Raw genomic sequence first — 21814 nt, 5'->3', positions numbered from 1 at the left:
TGGATGGGCGGGGCGTCAGTAGCCGTCGGGAGTGGGGGCGTTCTGGGCCCTGTCGACCGGCAGGTTGGCTCCAGAGATCCCGCTGGACCAGTCCGACAGCAGGAAGGCGACCACCCGGGCGACCTCCTGCGGCGCGACCGGTCCGCCGCCGGGCAGTTCGGCCGACACGAATCCGGCGAAGGTCTCGGGGTCCTCGGTGCGCATGCGGTCCCAGCGGCGGCCGGGAATGAGCATGGATCCGGGCGAGACGGCGTTGACCCGGATCCCGTCGGAGCCGAGCTCGCGGGCCAGCGACGCGGACAGATGGATCTGGGCGGATTTCGCCGCCCCGTACTGGGCGTTCGGACCCGGCTTCCAGCCGGAGATCGAGGCGATCACGACAACCGAGCCGCCGCCCGCGGCCCGCAGGTGGGCGACGGCCGACCGCACGAGCCGCGCGGTGTGTCCGACGTTCACCTCCCAGGTCGCCGTCCAGTCGGCGGCGGCGGCCTCCTCGAACCGGCCGCCGTGGGAGCCGCCGGTGCAGGCCACCACACCGTCAAGACCAGAAAAACGTTTCGCCACCGCGGCGACAAAGGCCTCGAGGCGCTCCGGCTCGGTGACGTCCAGCGCCTCGGTGTACAGCCGGTCGCGTCCCTCCGGGCCCATGGATTCGGCCAGCTCCGCCAGGTCTCCGGCCGTGCGCGCACAGGTCGCCACGCGGGCGCCCTCGGCGACCAGCAGGCGCACGATCTGCTCGCCCAGGCCGCGGGTGCCCCCGGTGACGAGCACCCGCTTGCCCCGCACGCCGGGCCATCCGCTGGAACCGTTCCGGCGCCCGGCGGTCGCCTCCTCGCTCACATCGATCACGTTTTCGAACATACAACGCCACTCGCGATGTCCCCGCAGGGGCCGCACCACTACGCCGCTGCAACCGGACAACCCCCGCACCCCCTGGCGACCGGACGACCCCGGCCTGTTGGCTGCACGGACAGCCTCCGAGGCTCCACCACCCCCCACCCGTGCCGCACACGAAGGAAGACCGATGACGGCAACAGGAGCGCGACACCGGCCGTCTCAGTCGTCGGCAGACGGCGGCCACCGGACGGCCGGGACCTCGTCGGCCCCGTCCACCTCGTCCGCCTCGTCCACCGGGCAGGACCTCGCGGTGAGGCTGCCGTGATGCCGCTCAGCAGACCACGCGTCGTACAGACCGCGGTCCCCGCGCTCGCCTCGTCCGCCTCCGAGGTGCGCCGCACGGTGGCGGCACAGCTCACGCACTGGCAGCTCACCGAGCTGCTTGACAACGCTGTCCTCGCGACGGACGAGCTCTTCGCCAACGCGGTACGGCACGCGAGCAGCGGCCCGTACGACACCGTCGTCGTCACACTCGAGTGCTTCGAGCGCGAGCTGCGCGTCTCGGTCGCGGACTCCTCGCCACGGCTCCCCCGGCCCCGTACGGCGGACGTGGCCGCGGAGTCGGGGCGCGGACTGTCCATCGTGGCCGCGCTCGTCGACGGCTGGGGCTCGGCTCCGCCGGAACCCGGCACCGAGGGAAAGAAGGTCTGGTTCACCCTCGCCATCAAGGAGGCGACATGAGCACCACGGCACCGAGCGCCCAGGCACGGAGCATCACTGCACCGGCAGAGACCGCGCACGGGCCGGTGGTCGCGGAACTCGCCGCCGATCTGGTCCGCAGGGCCGAAGAGGACCGGCAGCTCACGCTGCAGGCGCAGCGGACCGGCACCCCGAACTGCCGTCGCCTTCTGGCGCAGTGCCGGGACCACAACGCCGAGGCCCTCATGACCGTCGTCGGCCGCCACGGCTGGCCCACGGCCGAACTTGTCGGAGACGAGGCGTCGACGGCGGCCCTGATGATCCTGCTGCACACACCCGACCTCGGGTTCCAGCTGGCATGCCGCGATCTGATCGCCGAGGCCGCAGCGGCCGGCGGCTGCCCGGCGGTGCACCACGCGTTCATCGCGGACCACTGTGCCGTCGAGCTCGGTGAGCCACAGTTCTACGGGACCCGGGTCGACGCCGAAACGCTCCGCCCGTACGCCATACGGCATCCTCAGACGCTCGACGAACGCCGCCGCGACGTGGGGCTCGCCCCGCTGTCCGAGCAGATGCGGACATTGCACCACTGCACCTGACCCCGCCCTGACCCGGCCCTGACCCCGCCCTGGCCTGGCCGGGAGCGCCCGGCGCTGCGTACAACGCTCGGTGCGGCCGCGCGAACAGCCGTGTCAGTGACGCGTGCCAGGATGGCGGTGTGCCACAGACCGCATTCAAGACGCCGTTCGTCGGCCGGGGAGACGAACTCGCTCGCCTGACGGGCGTGCTGGACCGCGCCCGGGCGGGTGAGGCCCGCGCCATGCTGGTCGCGGGAGACGCCGGAGTGGGCAAGACCCGCGTGCTGGCCGAGGCCGCCGAGCGCGCCGCGGCAGCGGGCATGACCGTGCTCATCGGACACTGCGTCGATCTCGGCGATGTCGGCCTCCCCTACCTCCCGTTCACCGAGATGCTCGGCGTCCTCGCCGCCGACGAGCGGTTCGCCGACGCCCTGGCCGCGCATCCGGTGGTCGACCCGCTGCTCGGCGGCAGCACTGCCCATGTGCGGGACGCGGGCGGCCGTCTGCAGTTCTTCGAGGGCATGGCCGGTCTCCTGGCCGACCTTTCCGAGATCGCTCCGCTTCTCCTGGTCATCGAGGACCTCCACTGGGCTGATCAGTCGTCGCGCGATCTGCTGCGCTTCCTGCTCAGTCGTGGGATCCCGCAGGGTCCCTCCGGCGGCGGCCCCGCCTCCCGTCTGGCGGTCTTCGCGTCGTACCGCACCGACGATCTGCATCGGCGCCACCCGCTCCGTCCCCAGCTGGCCGAACTGGTCCGGCTGCCCGCGGTCGACCGCATCGAGATCCGCCCGCTGGCCGACGCCGAGATGGCGCGCCTGCTGCGCGGTCTGCGCGCCCCCGTGCCCGACGCCGCCGTCCGCCGGATCGTCGACCGGGCAGAGGGCAACGCGTTCTACGCCGAGGAGCTGCTCGCCGCCACCGCCGACGCGGCCACCGGCGGCTCCACCCCGGAGTCCGACGCCGTGCCCAGCGGCCTGGCCGACGTGCTTCTGAGCCGCTTCGAGCAGCTGTCCGGCACCGCTCAGCAGGTGCTGCGCACGGCCGCCGTCGCCGGCCGCAGCGTTGAGCACGATCTGCTGCGGGACGCCGTGGGGATGCCCGACGGAGAACTGGAGTCGGCGCTGCGCGAAGCCGTCGGCCGCCAACTCCTCGTCTCCGGCGACCGCGACACGTACTCCTTCCGGCACGCCCTCACCCGCGAGGCCGTTTACGAAGATCTGCTGCCGGGTGAACGGGTGCGGCTGCACGGCGAGTTCGCCAGGCTGCTGGCCGCACGCGGCCGCCCGGGCAGCGCGGCGGAGCGTGCCCACCACGCCCGGCAGAGCCACGATCTCGCGGGCGCGATCGCGGCATCGCTGGAGGCGGCGGACCATGCCCAGCGGGTGGGCGCGCCCGCCGAGGAGCTGCGTCACCTGGAGACCGCCCTCGACCTGTGGGAGGCGGTGGACGCGGCCGCGCGGCCCTCGGACGGCGGGATCGACGCGGTGACGCTGATGCTGCGCGCATCGGCCGCGGCCGCGCATGCCGGAGAGACCCACCGCGCGGTCTCGCTCACCCGGGCGGCGCTCGCCCGCGTCGGCTCGGACGCGGACTCCGAACTCGCCGCGCGCGTCCGGTACACGCTGGCCGGCAACCTGATGGGCATCGACAGCCTTGCTCCGGCGTTCGCCTACAGCAGCGAGGCGCTCGCCATGATCCCGGCCGAGCCGCCGTCGCGGACCTGGGTGTGGGCCGCGGCCACCCATGTCATGGCCGCGAGGTACGTGGGCGACACCGAGACCGCGGAGCGGGTCGGCCGGCAGGCGCTGCGTGCCGCCGAGGAGCTCGGGGCGACCGATGCCCAGGCCGATCTGCTGATCTCCCTCGTCGGTCTCGAAGAGCAGAACCGCCGGACGCCACAGGGCCGGGACCGTCTGCGGCAGGCCCGCGATCTGGCCCGCCGCGCCGGCAATGTCTCCGTCGAAATGCGCGCGATCTTCAATATCTCCATCGGCTGCTACGAGTCCGGAGCCCTCGACGAGTGCCTGAGCTCGCTCTCCGACGGACTGGACCGTGCCCGCAGTACGGGACTGCTCTCCTCGCCCTACCCGCTGGAGATGCGCTACCTCCGCTCCTTGGCGCTCTACACCCTGGGCCGCTGGGACGAGTGCGCGCGCGTGTCCGCGGCGGACAGCGAGGCGCTGCCGACCGCGGGCGGGTTCACGATCGGGCCCGCGCTCCATGTGGCCCTGGCCCGTGGCGATCAGGGCGCCGCCGACCGCGCCCGGGCGCTGCTGGACCAGCCCTTCGAATGGATGGCGAGGCTGGTCGCGGGAATCGTGCTGACCGACGCCGCGGCTCTGCGCGGCGATCCCGAAGCGGCCGTCGAACAGGTCCGGGCCTCGGTGGCGGCACTCACCGAGGGCTCCGGCGGCGAGCGACCCGATGTCAGCGTGCGGCTGGCCGCGCTCGCTCTTGCCGCCGTCGCGGACGCGGCCGTTGAGCTGCGCCTCACCTCCGACGAGAAGGGCGCCGGCCGCTGGACGGAAACCGCGACCGAGCTTGTGGAGCTGGCTCGCGCTACGGCCTCCCATGGCGAGGACGGCTCTCAGCAGGGCCCCGAGGGCTTGGCTTGGCTGGCCCGCGCCGAGGCGGAGTGGACCCGGGCCGTCAGCGGGCCCGACGTCGCGGCATGGGAGAAGGCCGTCGACGCGTTCGGCTACGGCGATGTCTACGAGGGCGCCCGCTGCCGACTACGGCTGGCGGAGGCTCTGCTCTGGGCCGGGCGCAACGACGAGGCCGCCGAGCAGGCCCGCGCAGTGCGCGAGACGGCCTTCGGGCTCGGTGCCGAGCCCTTGCTCGAGGCAGTGGACGCCCTGGCCCGTCGCGGTCGCCTCGCGGTGCCGCAGCCCGGTGCCGGCGGCGCCGGTGTGCTGACCGCACGTGAGAACGACGTCCTGCTGCTCCTCGCCCGCGGCCGCACCAATCGCCAGATCGGCGAGGAGCTGTTCATCAGCGGCAAGACGGCGAGCGTGCATGTCTCCAACATCCTCGCCAAGCTCGGCGCGGCCAGCCGCACCCAGGCCGTTTCCATCGCCTACCGCGAGGGCCTGATCGAGCCGGGGGCCGATTCCGTCGCCTAGAGCCTGTCGTCTGGATCAGGCCGGATCAGTGAGCGGGGTCCGGTGCCGTTTCAGGCGGCCGCGGCCGAGCGCTCCGGTTGGCCGGCCAGGGCCCCGCTTCGCCGGCACCGGCGGCTCCCTGGCCTGTGGGATGGTGGTCGAGTGACGCTGGAGGACCTCGTCCGGCTGCGCCGGGCCCGTGACCAGATGGACCGCGAGTACGCGGAGCCTCTGGACGTTCCGGCGCTGGCGCGGACCGCCCTCATGTCTCCGGGCCATTTCTCCCGCAGCTTCCGCGCCGCCTTCGGGGAGACGCCGTACAGCTACCTGATGACGCGCCGCATCGAGCGGGCCAAGGCGCTGCTGCGGCGCGGTGACCTGACGGTGACGGAGGTCTGCTTCGCGGTCGGATGTACGTCACTGGGGTCGTTCAGCTCGCGGTTCACCGAGCTCGTCGGTGAGAGCCCGAGCGCGTACCGGGCCCGCGACCACGATCACGGCGCCGCCATCCCGGCCTGCGTCGCCAAGATCCACACACGACCGGTCAGGAACGGAGAAGCAAAACCTGACCCCCGCCCGTAGCGTTGCACGCATGGACATCAACCTTTCGCAGTGCTTCATCGCCGTCGACGACCACGACAAGGCGCTCGCCTTCTACCGGGACGTACTCGGCCTGGAGGTGCGCAATGACGTCGGCTTCGAGGGGATGCGCTGGGTGACCGTCGGTTCGCCGTCGCAGCCGGATGTAGAGATCGTCCTCGAGCCGCCGCTCGCGGACCCGAACGCCTCTCCCGCCGACAAGGAGGCCATGGCGGAACTGCTGGCGAAGGGCCTGCTGCGCGGTGTCATCTTCAGGACCGACGACTGCGACGCCGCCTTCGAGCGGATCCGCGCCGCGGGCGGCGAGGTGCTGCAGGAGCCGATCGACCAGCCGTACGGCGTCCGCGACTGCGCCTTCCGCGACCCCTCCGGCAACATGCTGCGCTTCAACCAGCCGCGCAAGCAGTGAGCTCCGGTCCCGCGAACCCGGCCCGCACGGCTTCCAGGCGGCCGCCCGGGCGGTAGCCGAGCGGTGAGTACGCTGGAACCGTTGCCCAGCGGGTCGAACTCCTCACCGCAGAGCAGGAGCAGTCACATCACCGATTCACGGAGCTTCGCGGAGTTGCTGCGTGGTCATCGGCATGCCGCACGTCTCACGCTGGAACAACTCGCCGAACAGACAGCCTTTTGAGGCTGACTCCCCAGCCACGACCATTGACTCGTCCTGTAGCAGTGATGCCAGCCTCAGCAGTTCTTGCGCTGCTTCTCTTTCGGTTCTTCTTCACCCTAGCGGTTACCTGAGCCTAGAGCTTTCACCCCTCTTTGATCGGAACGCTGAAGTTTCGATTTCGGATCAGAACCCGTTCGACTTCATCGCCGATCTCGAACTTGCCTTCCACATCTGTAGGTGTGATGACTTGAGTGACTGGCCCGTTGGGCTCGTCTTCAACCAAGTTCAGGTGCAGTTCGTCAGGGGTTGGGACGATCGATGGGGATGCAAGTTCCAACTTGAGTTTGTAGCCCGAGGTTTGACACGAACACGTTCCCTTCACCGTGACCCAGCGTTCACCCTTGCTGTTTCTGTACGTTGTAGCGGTGAAGTCTTGAGCACCAGCTTCGCAGGCGAAACCGTTCGCAGACCCAGACATGTCTACTCCCATCGTTGACTCGCTGCTGACGTTCACACGCGAATCCAGTGTTCGCGCGCCTGCTGGCTACCGCAATCGGGCGTGGGGTTTTCATTCATGTGGCTGCGCCTATTTTGTGGACCACCACAGACGGTGGTAAGTGTCCAAAAGATCAGGTTGGCCCGGAGGTTTTACCCACCTCCCCCGTGTCGGGGCCCTCAAGCAGGGAGACCTGCTCGGACACTTGAGGCAGCTGCGGTACTGCCCGATTTCAAAAGTGTGCGGTCTCCCTGCTCCCAACACGATGCAGGCCACCGGTCAAACCGTCAGGGGGGTGGGTTGGCGGTGCGGGAGAAGCGTGTGTCGGCGGCGGGCCGCAGGACGGAGGCTCACGCCGCGGCCGGCGATACGGCCTGTATCTGGCGGTAGTTGCCGCACCGAACAGGTGTACTTCCTCAAGCGCCCGTTTCAAGTCTTGCTTGAGGATTCGGTGTGATTCCTTGGTTCACGGACAAGGGCCACAGGATAGAAGGCGGCACCCAACGTCAGCTTGGCTTTGGGTAGCTCCTCCCAAAAATCATCGGAGACCTTCTTGCAATGGTCTTCTGGCAACGGCGTCTCGTTGATCATGGCGCGGACTAGATGGATAAGCTTCACCTTGCCCGCGGTTAGCAGCTGAGACTGAACGCCGTCCTCAGTATTCACTCGAACTGAGTAGCCGTTTCGTTTGAACCGAATACCGACGATTACGCCCTTGATTTTTGGAGGAGGTTCGTCGCAACCTCTTTTGACCTCTTTTCCGCTAGGAGTGCAGATGAGCTCCCAGCAGCGTCCCTTCGCATCCGTGTATTCTCCCGGCATGCATGGCTCTGGAGGTTCTTCCGGAGGTTCCGCTTCATCGGTGATACATCCGTCCCACCATTCGAACCAGCCCTCCGGGTCGTTGTACGAGCTGGGCGCATTCCATCCACTACACCCCGGGGCGCGGTTGTTCCAGGCCACGGCAGTCCGCCTTCTCTTGAGATCATCCTTGATCTTCAGAGGACACCACTGGGGTATGCTCGGCAACTTCTACTGCTCCGGGCCTTAGCCCGTCAGCGTCATGCGCCAGAAGCGGGTCACCGTCTCCCGATAGCCCTGGCGGGAGGGATTGCACCCGACGTGCCGGAACGCCCAATCCCGAGCGGTTTCAAAGTCCGCTTCAGCACTTGAGGTGGCATCGCATGTCGTGCATGGAGTTCATGCACCAACTTCGGGGCCTCCGTGGCGGTCTCGCGGCTCATCGTCCAGTCAGCGAACCGCATGATGCTGCGTGGCCTCACAGCAGTCTCCTTTGCTTGTCACTGGCGTTGACAACAGCGACCTTCGCGCGAAGCTGATCGTTTGCGTCAGCCAGCCGTTCGCCAGCTGAGGGGAGATCCATAAGGTTCTGTGACGAAATGTGACACAACAGTCCAGAAAATGATCAAGAGCCCTGCCTCACCGAAGTGAAGCAGGGCTCTGACCTGCGACTATGAGTGAACCTCTAGTCGGGACGACAGGATTTGAACCTGCGACCCCTTGACCCCCAGTCAAGTGCGCTACCAAGCTGCGCCACGTCCCGATGCCCGTCTGACCTGGGGTTTCCCCCGGCCGAACGCGCATGAGAACAATACCGCACTTCGGACGGTGGTCACGAACCGCTTTCCGTGCCGAGCCCGGCTTGACCCGCCGCGCCCTCCACCCTCGACCCGCTCCAGGTCCTCTACGACCGGGTGCCGCGCGTCTCCCCCGCGACCCTGGACGCTGATCAGGGACGCGCGACTGGACGATTCCGATCATGGACACGCTGCTCGACCATTTCATCTTGACCACGTCCCGGCTGGTCGACGAGCACCCACCGCCGGCCGTGGTGCTGGACGAGATCAGCGGGGACGGCCTCGACCTGGCTCACCACAGGCACCCGGACCGGATGATCAATGTCGGCATCCGCGAGCAGCCGATGATCGGCGTCGGCTGCCGCCTGGCGCTCGCCGGGGGCCTGCGCGCCCGGATCACCGCGTTCCTCAGGGGTCTAGATACCGTCGCTCAGCGGCTGCGCCAACTCCGGGTGCGCCGCGAGGAGTTTGCGCGGGGCGGCCTGACGCCAGGAGTCGACGAGGATCGCGTACAGCTCCTCCTCGTCCTCCAGCGCCGCCAACCTCACCCTCAGCCATGGCCAGTTGTCGTCGTGACCAACCCGCATGAAGAACTTCTCCGGCTCGGAAGTGATCAGCTCCGCCCGGTCCTCCTGAGGGCACTTCACGCCCATGACATTGTCCTCGTCGTCCAGCGAGGCGAAAAGCTTTCCCTTGTCCACGCGGAACGTCGGCATGCCCCAGGCAAGCTTCTCCAGCGCGCCGGGCAGCGAGAGCGCGAGTCTGCGTACGTCGTCGGCAGTGGCCATGGAAAGACCGTACGACGCGGCACTGACACTCGCCCTGTGATCCGACGGACGATCCGCCCGACGATCCGTCCTGTGATCCCTCCCGCGATCCGTCAACACATGGCTCTGCCGACCCATTGACCCCTTGTGAAGCTGGAACCTACTCTGAGCGACGTATTCAGAAAGCGCTTTCTGTCCACGGTCCGCCCCTCAGCACCGGGAGCGCAATGAGTCGTCACACACAACGCCTCAGCCGAAGATTCCTCTCCCCCTTCACCGTCATCACCGCACTGCTCGCGCTCGTACTCGGACTCGGGATGGCCGCACCGCCGCACGCCAACGCGGCGGCCTATCGCGTGCTGGTCTTCTCCAAGGTCACGAATTTCACCCACGACTCCATCCCTGCCGGGATCGAAGCGATCAAGAAGCTCGGCAGCGAGAACGGCTTCGAGGTCGAGGCCACCGACGACGCCGGCGCCTTCAACGACGCGAATCTCGCGCGCTTCCAGGCGATCGTCTTCAACAACACCAACTCCACCCCGGAGTCGGGCGATCTGCTCGACGCCACGCAACGCGCCGCGCTCCAGAAGTACATCCGGGGCGGCGGCGGCTGGGTCGGGCTGCACGCCGCATCCGCCAGCGAGCGCGACTGGACCTGGTACGAGGGTCTGGTCGGCGCGATCTTCGACAAGCACCCGGCCGTGCAGACCGGTCGGATCAAGGTGCTCGACCAGGCGCACCCCTCCACCAAGGGGCTTCCGGAGCTCTGGGAGCGCACCGAGGAGTGGTACAACTGGCGCACCAATCCCACCGGCAAGGTGCACACCCTCGCGCAGATCAAGGTCCGCGACGGCATCACCGGACTCGACGAGGGCGTCGACCACCCGTGGTCCTGGTGCCAGAACTATGACGGCGGGCGCTCATGGTTCACCGCGGGTGGTCACGCCAAGTCCGCGTTCCAGGAAGCGGGTTTCCTCCAGCACATCCTCGGTGGCATCCAGTGGGCCGCCGGCAACAAGCCCGGCGACTGCACCGCCACGAAGACCAGCGCCTTCCAGCGCACACCGCTCGCCACCAACGATCTCGCGGACCCCTTCGAGCTGGCCGTCGCGCCGGACCGCCGGGTCTTCTTCATCCAGCGCACCGGCAAGGTCAAGGTCATCGACCAGCAGACGCTGAAGGTGACCACGGCGCTGGACTTCGCGTACACGCCGGACATGACGAGTCAGTCCGACGGGCTCCTCGGTCTCGCGCTCGACCCGGACTTCGGCACGAACAACTGGCTGTATCTGCTGAACTCCGACAAGACCGAGAAACGCATCAACCTGTCGCGCTTCACGGTGACCGGCAACACCATCGACCCGGCGTCCGAGAAGCGGCTGCTCACCATTCCCACCTGGCGGGGCGAGGGCCGGGCCAACTCCCACATGGCCGGCTCGATCGCCTTCGACAAGAGCGGCAGCCTCTACATCGCGACGGGTGACAACACCGACCCGTTCGCCTCCGACGGCTTCACACCGATCGACGAGGGCGAGGGCCGCCGCGCCTGGGACGCCCAGGGCACCTCGGGAAACACCAACGACCTGCGCGGCAAGATCCTGCGCATCACGCCGAAGGACGACGGCACATACAGCGTCCCGGGCGGCAATCTCTTCGCTCCCGGCACCGACAGGACACGGGCCGAGATCTACGCGATGGGCATGCGCAACCCGTTCCGTATCACCACCGATCCGCTGAGCGGCGCGCTGCTGGTCGCGGACTACGGCCCGGACGCGCGGGCCGCCAAGCCGGACCGCGGGCCCGAAGGCACGGTCGAGTTCTCCCGGATCACCAAGGCGGGCAACTTCGGCTGGCCGTACTGCGTCGGCAACAACACACCGTTCAACGACTACAACTTCACCACCAAGGTGTCGGGTCCGGCCTTCGACTGCGCCAAGCTGGTCAATGACTCGCCGAACAACACCGGGCTGAGGGAGCTGCCGCCGGCGCAGCCCGCCACGGTCTGGTACGCGTACTCGGCGTCCGCGGAGTTCCCGGAGCTCGGCACCGGTGGCGGCGGGCCGATGAGCGGCCCGGTCTACGACTACGACGCGGCGAACACGTACCGCACCAAGTTCCCCGAGGCCTTCGAGGGCAAGTGGCTCAACTACGAGCTCACTCGCAAGTGGTTCAAGTCGTTCTCTGTCCAGCAGCACGACCAGACCTTCACCGATCCGCGGTTCCCGCCGGCGAAGGCGGGTGATCTGCAGTCGATCAACTCCGTCTTCGGCGACATGGCGTGGAACCAGCCCTTCGACGCCGACTTCGGTCCCGACGGAGCGCTGTATGTCATCGACTTCGGGCTCGGCAGCGGCACCGGCCGCGGCGGCAGCAACGAGGGCTCGGGCATCTACCGGATCGACTACGTGGGCGACGGCCGGCTGCCGGACGCCAAGGTCACGGCCGCCCCGGACACCGGATCGGTGCCGCTGACGGTGAAGTTCTCCAGCGCGGGCTCCGGGCTGCCCGGCGGCACACCGGTGAGCTACGCCTGGGACTTCGACGGCAACGGAACCACCGACTCGACCGAGGCGAGTCCGACGCATGTCTACCGGACCAAGGGCCGCTTCACGGCCCGGCTCACGGTCACCGGGCCCGGGGATCTCTCGGGGCTCGCGGTCCAGGACATCACCGTCGGAAACACCCGCCCGCAGGTCACCATCCAACAGCCGCCGAGCGGCGGGATGTTCAGCTTCGGCGACACCATCCCGTTCACGGTGAAGGTCACGGACAAGGAGGACCGCCGGATCGACTGCTCGCGCGTGGTCGTCCAGTCGCAGCTCGGCCATGACTCGCATCTGCATCCGCTGGACAACTACACCGGCTGCACCGGCGAGATCGCGACCGACGCCGGCGACAGCCACGGTCCCGGCCAGAACCTCTACTACGGCATCAGCGCGCAGTACGAGGACAAGGGGGCGCCGGGTGTGCCTGCGCTCACCGGTTCCAGCTCGCTGACGCTGCGTACGACGTTCCGTGAGGCCGAGCACCACACCACCACCGGCGGCGCGCACAGCGGCGTGGAAGTGGTGAGCCGCACCGACGCGTCCGGCGGCAAGCGGCTGGGCGAGATCGAGGACGGCGACTGGATCAGCTTCGACCCGGTCAGCCTCAAGGGAATCGACTCGGTGACGGTCGGCGCGGCGTCCGGCGGACTCGGCGGTGACGTGGAGTTCCGCGCCGGATCGCCGACCGGTCCGCTGCTGGGCAAGGTGACGGTCCCGAACACCGGGGACTTCGGCAAGGTGGTCTCGCCGACCACGGCACTCAGCAATCCGGGCGGAACCGTGAAGCTGTACGCGGTGTTCACCAATCCGCAGTGGTCTGCGGAGAAGCCCGATCTGCTGGCGCTGGACTGGCTGCACTTCAACGGGCGCGGGGTCGAGAAGTATCCGGCCACCAAGGTCTCGGTGGCGGCGACGCCCGCCACCGGAACCGCACCGCTCGCCGTGCAGCTGACGAGCCAGGTCACGCCGCTGCCGGGCCGCACCATCGCCTCGTACCACTGGGACTTCGGCGACAACACGAAGCCCACGCCACCGGAAGGAGCGACGGCCGCGCACACCTACGCCCGGCCCGGCGCGTACACCGCGCATCTGACCGTCACCGACAACACGGGTGACACGACGGTCAACTTCGTCCGGATCACCGTGAGTTGAGAAAGGACCCTGAGTTGAGAGAGGAGCTGGCATGAACGGCACACGACGCGCGTTCCTCGGCACCGCGCTCGGCGCGGCAGCGGCCACGGCGATCGCGACGGGCCCGGCCGCGTACGCCGCCGAGACCGGCGGCTGCCGGCGGATCCCGCCGTCCGGCATCGGCATGCACCTCTACACCATGCGCACCGAGCTGGCGAAGGACTTCAGGACCACCCTCGCCCGGCTCGCCGCCATGGGCTACGCGACGGTCGGCGTCAGCGGCCGGCACGGCAACGGCGCGGCCGCGATCCGGGCCATGCTGGACGAGACCCGGCTCAAGGCGGTGCTCGAGCACGTGGGTTACGACATCGTCCGAGGCAGCGGTCTGCCGCAGGCGCTGGAGGACATCCATACGCTCGGCGCCAAGTGGATCGTGGTGCCGAGCCTGCCCGGAGCCATGCACAATCCTGCCGGATCCCGGGAAGCGGCACGGGAGTTCAACAAGGCCGGGCTCGCGGCCCGCGAGTCCGGGCTCGGCCCGCTGCTCTTCCACAACCACGGCCTCGACCATGCAGTGGTCGAGGGCGAGAACCTCTACGAGCTCCTGCTGAAGGAGACGGATCCGGAGCTGGTGGCCTTCGAGCTCGATGTCTACTGGGCCACAAAGGGCGGCGCCGACCCGCGCTCGCTGTTCGTGCGGCATCGCCGCCGCTTCCCGGCGCTGCATGTGAAGGACATGGCACCGAACGGCGATTTCGCCGATGTCGGTTCCGGCATCCTCGACTTCCCGTCGATGTTCGACACGGCGCGGAGCGGTGGAGTCAAGCAGTGGCTGGTCGAACACGACTCGCCGGCCGATCCGTTCGCGACCGCGCAGAACAGCTACACGTACCTGTCGAAGCTCAGGTACTGACAGCGGCGGGTACCTGACAGCAGCAGGTACCCGCGGGCAGGGCGGAGCCCCGTACCCGTGCCAACCCTCCTTCGGGCGGCACGGGATACGGGGCTCAGTCCTGCGCGGAGGCCGCGCCGAGCAGCTCCCGGATATGCGTCGTCGCGTCGTGGAACTCCGGACGTCCCATCGTCTCCGTGTAGTTGCGCTCCGCCGGCAGCCCCACCTCGATGATCTCGGTGATGGTGCCGGGCCGCGGGCTCATCACCACCACCCGGTCGGCGAGATAGCACGCCTCCGAGATGGAGTGCGTGACCAGCAGCACGGTGGTGCCGGTCTCCCGCCAGATGCGGTTGAGCTCCATGTTCATCTGTTCGCGGGTGAGCGCGTCGAGCGCGCCGAACGGCTCGTCCATCAGCAGCACCGGCGGCTCGTGCAGCAGCGCGCGGCACAGCGCCACCCGCTGCTGCATACCGCCGGACAGCTCGTGCGGATAGGCGTCCTCGAAGCCGCCGAGACCGGTCATCTCGATCAGTTCGTCGGCACGCCGGCGCGCCAAGTCGCCCGGCATCCGGCGCATCTCGGCCTGGAGCAGGATGTTGCGGCGCGCCGAGCGCCACTCCAGCAGTGCCGCGCGCTGGAAGACATAGCCGATGTCGTGGCGCGGGCCGCGCACCTGCTCGCCGCCCAGCCGGACGGCTCCGGCGGACGGCTTCAGCAGGCCCGCGACCAGTTTGAGCAGGGTGGACTTGCCGCAACCCGAAGGGCCGACGATGGCGACGAACTCACCCATCGCGACATCGAGCGAGACCTCGCTCAGCGCGGTGACGTCCCGGTTCTTCGTACGGAACCGGACGGCCACGTCCTCGATGCCGACCGCCGCCGGACCCCGGTCCTCAGGACGGCTGTCCTCGATCGTCACGTCGGGCTCCCGCACGGTCGCGTCCTTGGCCATCGTCATCCCTTCATTGCCGCGGCGCTGTCCCAGTACTCCGTCACGGCCTTGGGGCTCTTGACCAGTCCGGCCTCGGAGAAGACGTCGATGGTCTGCTGCCAGTCGGCCTCGGTGTTGATTCCGGGGGCCTTGCCCTGGGTCGCCTGGGTGTGCAGCAGTGTCAGGGTCGTCTTGAACTGCTCGGACAGCACTTCCTTGGGCGGGAGTTGCTCACTGGCGCCCTCCATCGCGGCGACGGCCGGCTCGGGCGACTTCTCGGCGGCGGCGAAGGCCTCGCTGACCGCCTTCGCCATCCGGGTCGCGACGTCCTTCTTTCCGGTGAGGACCTTCTGCCCGGCGATCAGACCGTTGGAGTAGAAGTTGAGCCCGTTCTCCGAGAAGCGCAGATAACCCACCTGCTTCTTCGCCTTGTTCTGCATCGTCGGGCCCTGGTCGCTGGCGTAGCCGAGCAGTCCGTCGGTCTTGCCGGAGATGACGGCGGCGATCTTGCCCGCCGGGTCGGTGTTCTGGACCTTGACGTCCGACTCCTGAAGGTTGTTCTTCTTCAGGAAGATCGGGAACGTCTTGGAGAGCGCGTCGCCCGCGGTGCCGGCGATCGTCTTGCCCTTGAGGTCGGCCGGTGACTTGATGCCCTGCGACTCGAAGAACTGCACCGAGGACGGCGTCGTCTGCAGAAAGACGCCGAGGCTCTTGACCTTGACGCCCGAGTCGACGCCCGAGAGGACGGCGGGCGTGTCGGCCCAGCCGAAGTCGGTCTGTCCGGCACCGGTCGCCTGGACGGTCTTCTGGGAGCCCTGGCCGGCCTGGATGGTCAGGTCGATGCCGTGCTTCTCAAATATCTTCTGCTGCTTGCCGTAGTAGAACGGCGCGTGTTCGCCGTACGGGTACCAGTTGAGGGTCAGCGTGACCTTGTCCAGCTCCTTGCCGGATTCACTGGTCGTCTTGTCGTCGCCATCGTCGCCGCAGGCCGTGGCGACCAGGAGCAGCGGAACGAGGCCGATCAGAAGTCTGCGCGCAGTCATGACTGGTCCTTCTCGTCAGCGTGATGGTGGTGCGGGTCAGTAGGCGGTGGTGACGCTCGCGTCGCGGCGGCTGGCGTGCCACGGGAGCAGCAGCTTCTCGGCGATCTCGACGAGGACGAAGAGGATCACCCCGATCAGGGACATCACGAGCAGCCCCGCGAAGAGCATGGGGGTGTCGAGATTTCCGTTGGCCTGGAGGATCACATAGCCGAGTCCTTCGTTGGCTCCGACGAACTCGCCGACGACGGCGCCGGTCACAGCGAGGGTGACGGCGACCTTCAGCCCGGAGAAGAGATGCGGCAGCGAGGCGGGGAAGCGGATTTTCAGGAAGGTCTGCCAGGCGTTCGCGCCCATCGTCGACGACAGCTGGAGCATCTCCGGGTCGACCGCCTTGAGTCCGGTGACCATCGAGATGACGACCGGGAAGAAGGCGATGAGCACGGCGATGAGGATCTTCGGTGCGATGCCGAAGCCGAGCCAGACGACGAACAGCGGCGCGATGGCGATCTTCGGAACCACCTGGGCGAAGAGCAGGATGGGATAGAGGGTCTTCTCGACGGTCGACGAGTACACCATGATCACCGCGGCGGCCACGCCGACGGCGACGGCGATGACAAAGCCGAGCAGGGTCTCGTAGGTGGTCACCCAGCTGTGCTGCCAGATGTAGTCGGTCTTGCCGGTCAGCACCTCCAGCGTGGCGCCGGGCGAGGGCACGAGATAGGGCTCGACCAGCTCGGCGCCGGCGATCACCCACCACGCGGCGAAGCAGGCCAGCAGCAGGGCGACGGGCCGCCAGCTCTGCTCTATCGCCCGGGCAAGGCGCTCCCCCGCTCCCGGCTTGCTCCGCTGGGCAACTCCCGCCACTTTCCGCGGTGTTGCCTTGATGGCGCTCTGGCTCACGGTCAACTCCTCCGGTCTCCGGAGCGGTTAGGGCCTGTCCGGGAGCTGTCTTGGACTCCGAGGTTCGGAAAACGCTTTCAGAAAGCGCTTTCTGATAAGGTGTCGCCACGCTAATGACTGCCTGTACGCACGGTCAATAGGTCGTCCCGAAGTTTCGGGGGGTGCAGTGAGTGAACGGCAAGCAACACCCGTCCATGTGACGCTGGACGTCGTGGCCAGGGAGGCGGGCGTCTCCCTGGCCACGGCGTCCCGTGCGCTCAACGGCACCACCCGGGTCCGGGAGGATCTGCGCCGGCGGGTGCGCGCGGCTGCCGATCTGCTCGGCTACATACCCAACGCCCATGCCCAGGCACTCGCCAGCGCCTCCAACAACACCGTGGGACTCATCTGTCACGACGTCGGCGACCCCTACTTCGCCGCCATCGCCGACGGCGTGATGCGCGCCGCCGCCGAGCAGGACCTGCTCGTCATGCTCGCCAGCACCTTCCGGGAACCGGCACGGGAGGTCGCGTACGTCTCCACGCTGCGCGCCCAGCGGGCCCGCGCCATCCTGCTGATCGGCTCGGGCTTCCAGGACCGGACCTGGGAGCGGGCGCTTGCGGCCGAACTCGAGCCGTACGCCCGGGCCGGCGGGCGGGTCGCGGTGGTCAGCCGGCACCGCAGTCTGCGGGTCGACGCCGTACTGCCGGAGAACCGAGCGGGGGCGGCCGCGCTGGCGCGGGCTCTACTGGGCCTGGGACACCGCGAGTTCGCGGTGCTCAGCGGACCGCCCGAACTGACCACCGTCTCGGACCGGCTCGCGGGATTCCGGGAGGGGCTTGCCGAGGCGGGGATCACGCTCACGCCGGAACAGATCGTCCGCGGCGCCTTCACCCGCGACGGCGGATACGCCGCCGCCCGCGAGCTGTTGGCCCGACCGGCCCGGCCCACCTGTGTCTTCGCCGTGACCGACGTGATGGCCGTCGGCGCGCTGGCCGCGTTCCGCGAGGAGGGCGTCCGGGTGCCTGAGGACATCTCACTCGCGGGCTTCGACGACATCCCGCTCGTACGGGAGCTCTCGCCGCCGCTCACCACCGTCGCGCTGCCGCTCACCGCGATGGGCCAGAAGGTCATGGCCCTCGCGCTGCGCGAACCGCGCGGTCCGCGCTCGCGGGTGCTGCGGGTGGGCGGCGAGGTCGTCCTGCGCGCCAGCGTCGCTCCGCCGCCACCGAACTCGCCCGACTCCCTTGCGGAAAGGACCCGTTGATGAAGATCGAGCGCATCGAGACCTTCGCGGTCGCTCTGCCCACCCGCCGCTCCTTCGGCGTATCTGGCGGCGCTGTCGCCGTCGCCGGACAGCCGTCCGTACGCGTACTCGTCAAGGTGAGCGGGGACGGCGTGCACGGCTGGGGCGAGGCGACGCCCATCCCCGCGTGGACGTACGAGACCGCCGAGTCCATCGTCACGACCATCGACCGCTATCTCGCCCCGGCGATCCTCGGCAGCCCGGCCTGGAACCTGGACGCCGTGGACCGCGCCTTCGACCGGGCGATCAACCGTGGCTTCACCATCGGCGCACCGCTCGCCAAGAGCGCGGTGGACGTGGCGCTGCACGATCTCCTCGGACGGGCCGCCGGCGTGCCGCTCGGAGTGCTCTGGGGGCAGCGCAGGTCGGAGACGATCGAGCTCGGCTGGATCGTCTCCGGGCAGTCTCCGGCCGAGGTCGGCGACAGCGTGGCGGAGGGCTCGGACGCCGGACACCGCGCGTTCAAGGTGAAGATCGGGCTGCACGACGAGGACACCGACGCCGCGGTGGTGGCCGCCGTGCGTGAGCATGCGCCGAGCGCGCCGGTCTGGGTGGACGCCAACCAGGCGTACACCGTGGACGCCGCGCTGCGCATGGCGCGGCGTCTGGACGCCATCGGGATCACCGCCTTCGAGCAGCCTCTGCCGGCGAACGACATCGCCGGGCTTCGGCGGCTGCGCGAGCACTCGCCGGTACCGGTGTCGCTCGACGAGAGCCTGCGGCATCCGACCGATCTGGCGACGTTCGTCCGCCTCGAGGCCGTGGACGTGGCCATCGCCAAGGTGCAGCGCAGTGGCGGGCTCACGCTGTCGCGACGGCTGTGCTCGCTCGCGGAGGACTGCGGGGTGCGGCTGATGGGTTCGGGGCTCACGGACTCCGATCTGGGTCTGGCCGCCTCGCTGCACCTGTTCTCGGCGTACGGCATCGACACCCCGGTCGATCTGAATGGCCGGCAGTTCATCGAGTCCCCGTACGCGGGAGAGACGGTACGGGTGGTCAACGGCGTCGCCCAGGTGCCCGAGGGGCCGGGGCTCGGGGTCGAGGTGGACGAGTCGGTGGTGCGGGAGCTGGCGATCGACGTCCTGGAGCACCGGGGCCGGCGGCACGCGTGAAGCGCACAAGGAACCGATGAGACCGTTCCTGTCGCATTGGGTGCCAGCCTGCACGTCCATCAGGCAGGGGCGCATCCCACCGGCGAGGAATGCCTCACCAGCCCCCTGCGCCATTTCCACGCCATAAGCCCGATAACCGGCAAACGCGCATGAATGCGGCATGCATCGTGGAATGCCGAGGTCAGCATCTGGGTACTGCTCACAGCGAGCACAGGGCTATTTTGCGCCAGAGCGGAAAGATCACGTACGAGGAGACCCAGTGAAAGAAGGGGACGGAATTGTCTCTGCAGTCGGAACCACGGGTATCTGCGGGTGCGACTTTCTTGGATTACGGTCTCGCCACAGCCGCGCGCCTCTTAAATAGCGCAGGCATGGATGTCGAACAGGGCGCGAAGGTTCTCCGTACCATGCTTTCACGGTGGGGCGATAGGGAGATAACACAGCATCCTGAATGGCCCTCTGATGTGTGTGCCGACGGTTCGCCCGTCGAGTTTTCCGCCGCTATTTCGGATCACGATGTGCAAATCCGGGTGCTCGTTGAGGCTGTTCCCGAAGAGCCGAGCACCCCGGCCGCTCAGAAATCGGCACTCGGTCTGACTCAGGCGCTGATCGAAGACTTCGGGGCTGTCGGCGACCGGCTGGCAGCGGTATCGGACCTGTTCCTGCCGAGCGAAGACCCCACCGGCTTCGCCATGATGCATGCCGCCATCTTCACCTCGACCGGAGCGCCGGAGTTCAAGGTCTATCTGAACCCGAACGCCAATCACGGCATGACCGGCTCCGAGAGGACCCACGAGGCGCTGGACCGCCTGGGGTTCGGCAAGGCTTGGGAGTCCGTCGCCGCGTACGCCCGCCGGGGTTTCGACCTCGACCGAATCGTCTACCTCGGCCTCGATCTGAGTGACCGTCCCGATTCGCGGGTGAAGGTGTATTTCCGGCACTACGACATTGCCCCGGCCGACCTCGACGCCTGCATGGAGGTTTCCGCCCATCACGAGGCCGGCCTGCTGGGTGAGTTCTGCCGCAAGCTGACCGGCAGGACCGGTGAGCTGAGGGATCAACCCATTGTCAGCAATCTGACTTTTACGGATGCCGGCGGGCATACCCCCGTATCCGCCACGGCATACGTCCCGCTGTGGCTGTATGCGGAGAGCGACAGGATAATCCGGGACCGCGTCAGTTCCGTCATGGCCGATATCGGTCTCCCCAGCGGCCGCTACAGGTCCCTTCTGAACGAAATGGCCCGGCGCCCGCTGTCGGAGGGGTGCGGGATTCACACCTACGCATCGGTGCGTGTGCAGCAGGGCCGTCCCCGTATGACCACGTACTGGTCCTCGGAGCTTTACGACAGATACCCGCCCGCCCGTTATCAGAGGGGCTGATCGACATGCCGTCCCAGGCTGCGATCAGATCGCTTTTCGACGACTCCCAGGTTCAGCCCGATGTGATGCGGAGCCGATCAAATATTCGGTGGGGTGCTTATCCCCCGGATGTCATCCCGCTGACCGCGGCAGAGCCTGACTTCCCTGGGCCCCAGGCCGTCACGGATGCAGTCGTGTCGTCTCTTTCCGATGGCTACTTTCCCTATACGCCGCCTGAAGGACTCAGCGAACTCCGCGAGACGTTCTCCGCTGTGGCGAAGGCCCGCTACGGGATCAACGCGGACCCGGATTGCGTGGTGCTGGCTTCCGGCACGGCATCCGCGCTCTGGGGGGTGGTGCACCTGCTCTGCCGGAAGGGCGACGAGTGCATCCTGCTCGATCCGGTTGACCTGCTGTTCGGTCAGGCGATCGATGCCGCAGGTGCACGGCGGGTGTACTGCCCGATGGACAAGAACACAGGCCAGCTGGACCCGGATCGGCTCGCCTCTCTGATATCGCCGCGCACCGCTCTGATCTGTCTGTGCAATCCACACAACCCATTGGGTACGGTCTTCACCGAAGAGACCCTTCGCGCAGTGGCCGGGATAGCCGAAGCTCGAGGCATACCCATTCTGTCCGACGAGGTCTGGAACGAAATCGTTTATCCTCCCGCGGCGCATGTCAGCATGGCAAGTCTGGACCCCGCAACCAGCGGGAGAACCTATACGGTGACCGGACTTTCCAAGACTTTCGCGCTGCCCGGGCTGAGAATGGGTTTTGTGATCGCGCCGGACGCACGGGAAGCGATCAATCTCCAGCGCACCTTCCAGCGCCTCGGTGCCGCGTACAGCCTGACGCCCTTCGCCCAGGTCGGCGCTCTGGCCGCGCTGCGTCACGGCTGGCCCTGGAGAAATGCTTTCCTGGAACACCTTCAAGAGACGCGGAACTACTGCGTGGACCGGCTGAACGCGATGCCCGGTATATCGTGCAGCCGCCCGGACGGGACGTTCGTCCTGTTCCCCGACATTTCTTCCAGCGGGCTGAGCAGTCACGCCATGGCCGGATTCCTCCTGACGGAAGCCCGGGTGGCCGTGGTGGCCGGCACTCCTGAGTGGTTCGGCCCGGCCGCCGAAGGCAATGTCCGTATCAGCTACGCCACTTCCCGGGGGATGATGAAAGAGGCGCTGGATCGCATGGAAAGGGCCCTGCACACACTCGTGCCGGGCACCTGACTCAAGGAGCCGGTGCCCGGCAGGCGTTCTTGCCGATGGTCTTCTGGAGGACGTTCTGCAGGGTGTTATGGAGGGCCGTGGAGTTCTCCCTC

The 21814-nt window shown here is 68.1% G+C and carries 18 protein-coding genes and 1 tRNA gene; 11 read left to right on the top strand and 8 right to left on the bottom strand.

What is annotated here, in order from left to right:
- Positions 1-15: 15 nt before the first annotated feature.
- Positions 16-849 carry an SDR family NAD(P)-dependent oxidoreductase gene (locus tag ACH4YL_RS12030; protein WP_398507149.1) on the bottom strand — a complete coding sequence of 278 codons (834 nt, stop codon included), beginning with the start codon at positions 847-849 and terminating at the stop codon, positions 16-18.
- 312 nt (positions 850-1161) lie between these two features.
- Between ACH4YL_RS12030 and ACH4YL_RS12025 the strand changes: the two genes are divergently transcribed.
- From ACH4YL_RS12025 to ACH4YL_RS12005, 5 genes are all read left to right on the top strand, one after another.
- Positions 1162-1578 carry an ATP-binding protein gene (locus ACH4YL_RS12025; RefSeq protein WP_398507148.1) on the top strand — a complete coding sequence of 139 codons (417 nt, stop codon included), beginning with the start codon at positions 1162-1164 and terminating at the stop codon, positions 1576-1578.
- On the top strand, positions 1575-2135 hold the full coding sequence (locus ACH4YL_RS12020) for a DUF6624 domain-containing protein (protein WP_398507147.1): 561 nt from the start codon (positions 1575-1577) through the stop codon (positions 2133-2135). The genes ACH4YL_RS12025 and ACH4YL_RS12020 overlap by 4 nt, the downstream gene beginning before the upstream one ends.
- A gap of 119 nt (positions 2136-2254) precedes the next feature.
- Entirely contained in the window at positions 2255-5236 is a 2982-nt protein-coding gene (locus ACH4YL_RS12015; RefSeq protein ID WP_398507146.1) for a helix-turn-helix transcriptional regulator, read from the top strand.
- A gap of 141 nt (positions 5237-5377) precedes the next feature.
- Positions 5378-5797: a helix-turn-helix transcriptional regulator gene (locus ACH4YL_RS12010; protein WP_398507145.1), complete on the top strand. Its 420-nt coding sequence runs from the start codon at positions 5378-5380 to the stop codon at positions 5795-5797.
- Positions 5798-5807: 10 nt separating this feature from the next.
- On the top strand, positions 5808-6224 hold the full coding sequence (locus ACH4YL_RS12005) for a VOC family protein (protein WP_398507144.1): 417 nt from the start codon (positions 5808-5810) through the stop codon (positions 6222-6224).
- 343 nt (positions 6225-6567) lie between these two features.
- Here the strand turns inward: ACH4YL_RS12005 and ACH4YL_RS12000 are convergent, their stop codons facing one another.
- From ACH4YL_RS12000 to ACH4YL_RS11985, 4 genes are all read right to left on the bottom strand, one after another.
- Positions 6568-6939, bottom strand: a complete 372-nt coding sequence (locus ACH4YL_RS12000) for a hypothetical protein (RefSeq protein ID WP_398507143.1) — start codon at positions 6937-6939, stop codon at positions 6568-6570.
- Between the two features lie 411 nt (positions 6940-7350).
- On the bottom strand, positions 7351-7884 hold the full coding sequence (locus tag ACH4YL_RS11995) for a hypothetical protein (RefSeq protein WP_398507142.1): 534 nt from the start codon (positions 7882-7884) through the stop codon (positions 7351-7353).
- A 527-nt stretch (positions 7885-8411) separates the two neighbouring features.
- Positions 8412-8485: transfer RNA gene (locus tag ACH4YL_RS11990), tRNA-Pro, on the bottom strand.
- A 450-nt stretch (positions 8486-8935) separates the two neighbouring features.
- Positions 8936-9307, bottom strand: coding sequence for an MmcQ/YjbR family DNA-binding protein (locus ACH4YL_RS11985; RefSeq protein ID WP_398507141.1), 372 nt, complete (start codon positions 9305-9307; stop codon positions 8936-8938).
- 206 nt (positions 9308-9513) lie between these two features.
- On the opposite strand from ACH4YL_RS11985, the gene ACH4YL_RS11980 reads away from it, so the two are divergent.
- Both ACH4YL_RS11980 and ACH4YL_RS11975 read left to right on the top strand, forming a co-directional pair.
- A complete protein-coding gene (locus ACH4YL_RS11980) occupies positions 9514-12984 on the top strand; it encodes a ThuA domain-containing protein (protein WP_398507140.1) in 3471 nt (1156 codons plus the stop codon).
- 31 nt (positions 12985-13015) lie between these two features.
- Complete coding sequence (locus ACH4YL_RS11975; protein ID WP_398507139.1) at positions 13016-13876, top strand: sugar phosphate isomerase/epimerase family protein; 861 nt, start codon at positions 13016-13018, stop codon at positions 13874-13876.
- Between the two features lie 94 nt (positions 13877-13970).
- Here ACH4YL_RS11975 and ACH4YL_RS11970 read toward each other — a convergent pair whose 3' ends face one another.
- From ACH4YL_RS11970 to ACH4YL_RS11960, 3 genes are read right to left on the bottom strand one after another with little or no spacing between them, the layout of a single operon-like run.
- Positions 13971-14816: an ABC transporter ATP-binding protein gene (locus ACH4YL_RS11970; RefSeq protein WP_398507138.1), complete on the bottom strand. Its 846-nt coding sequence runs from the start codon at positions 14814-14816 to the stop codon at positions 13971-13973.
- On the bottom strand, positions 14813-15832 hold the full coding sequence (locus ACH4YL_RS11965; RefSeq protein WP_398507137.1) for an ABC transporter substrate-binding protein: 1020 nt from the start codon (positions 15830-15832) through the stop codon (positions 14813-14815). The genes ACH4YL_RS11970 and ACH4YL_RS11965 overlap by 4 nt, the downstream gene beginning before the upstream one ends.
- Positions 15833-15868: 36 nt before the next feature.
- Positions 15869-16732: an ABC transporter permease gene (locus tag ACH4YL_RS11960; protein ID WP_398507136.1), complete on the bottom strand. Its 864-nt coding sequence runs from the start codon at positions 16730-16732 to the stop codon at positions 15869-15871.
- Between the two features lie 196 nt (positions 16733-16928).
- Between ACH4YL_RS11960 and ACH4YL_RS11955 the strand changes: the two genes are divergently transcribed.
- The 4 genes from ACH4YL_RS11955 to ACH4YL_RS11940 all read left to right on the top strand — a co-directional run bounded on the left by ACH4YL_RS11955 (position 16929) and on the right by ACH4YL_RS11940 (position 21722).
- Complete coding sequence (locus tag ACH4YL_RS11955) at positions 16929-17978, top strand: LacI family DNA-binding transcriptional regulator (RefSeq protein ID WP_398507338.1); 1050 nt, start codon at positions 16929-16931, stop codon at positions 17976-17978.
- Complete coding sequence (locus ACH4YL_RS11950) at positions 17978-19129, top strand: mandelate racemase/muconate lactonizing enzyme family protein (RefSeq protein WP_398507135.1); 1152 nt, start codon at positions 17978-17980, stop codon at positions 19127-19129. The genes ACH4YL_RS11955 and ACH4YL_RS11950 overlap by 1 nt, the downstream gene beginning before the upstream one ends.
- A gap of 278 nt (positions 19130-19407) precedes the next feature.
- The gene (locus ACH4YL_RS11945) at positions 19408-20511 is read left to right on the top strand and encodes a tryptophan dimethylallyltransferase family protein (protein WP_398507134.1); all 1104 of its coding nucleotides are present in this window, start codon (positions 19408-19410) and stop codon (positions 20509-20511) included.
- Between the two features lie 5 nt (positions 20512-20516).
- On the top strand, positions 20517-21722 hold the full coding sequence (locus ACH4YL_RS11940) for a pyridoxal phosphate-dependent aminotransferase (RefSeq protein ID WP_398507133.1): 1206 nt from the start codon (positions 20517-20519) through the stop codon (positions 21720-21722).
- Positions 21723-21814: the final 92 nt, after the last annotated feature.

The sequence above is a fragment of the Streptomyces sp. NPDC020681 genome (assembly GCF_044334895.1).
In the GTDB taxonomy this organism is placed as follows: Bacteria; Actinomycetota; Actinomycetes; order Streptomycetales; family Streptomycetaceae; genus Streptomyces.
The sequence above is the reverse complement of the archived record's forward strand: the minus strand, read 5'-3'. Positions and strand labels throughout refer to the sequence as shown.

Coding starts and splice junctions, on each gene's coding strand:
- ACH4YL_RS12025 (WP_398507148.1), top strand. CDS start 1,162: ATGCCGCTCAGCAGACCACGCGTCGTACAGACCGCGGTCCCCGCGCTC.
- ACH4YL_RS12020 (WP_398507147.1), top strand. CDS start 1,575: ATGAGCACCACGGCACCGAGCGCCCAGGCACGGAGCATCACTGCACCG.
- ACH4YL_RS12005 (WP_398507144.1), top strand. CDS start 5,808: ATGGACATCAACCTTTCGCAGTGCTTCATCGCCGTCGACGACCACGAC.
- ACH4YL_RS11985 (WP_398507141.1), bottom strand. CDS start 9,307: ATGGCCACTGCCGACGACGTACGCAGACTCGCGCTCTCGCTGCCCGGC.
- ACH4YL_RS11980 (WP_398507140.1), top strand. CDS start 9,514: ATGAGTCGTCACACACAACGCCTCAGCCGAAGATTCCTCTCCCCCTTC.
- ACH4YL_RS11975 (WP_398507139.1), top strand. CDS start 13,016: ATGAACGGCACACGACGCGCGTTCCTCGGCACCGCGCTCGGCGCGGCA.
- ACH4YL_RS11970 (WP_398507138.1), bottom strand. CDS start 14,816: ATGACGATGGCCAAGGACGCGACCGTGCGGGAGCCCGACGTGACGATC.
- ACH4YL_RS11965 (WP_398507137.1), bottom strand. CDS start 15,832: ATGACTGCGCGCAGACTTCTGATCGGCCTCGTTCCGCTGCTCCTGGTC.
- ACH4YL_RS11950 (WP_398507135.1), top strand. CDS start 17,978: ATGAAGATCGAGCGCATCGAGACCTTCGCGGTCGCTCTGCCCACCCGC.
- ACH4YL_RS11940 (WP_398507133.1), top strand. CDS start 20,517: ATGCCGTCCCAGGCTGCGATCAGATCGCTTTTCGACGACTCCCAGGTT.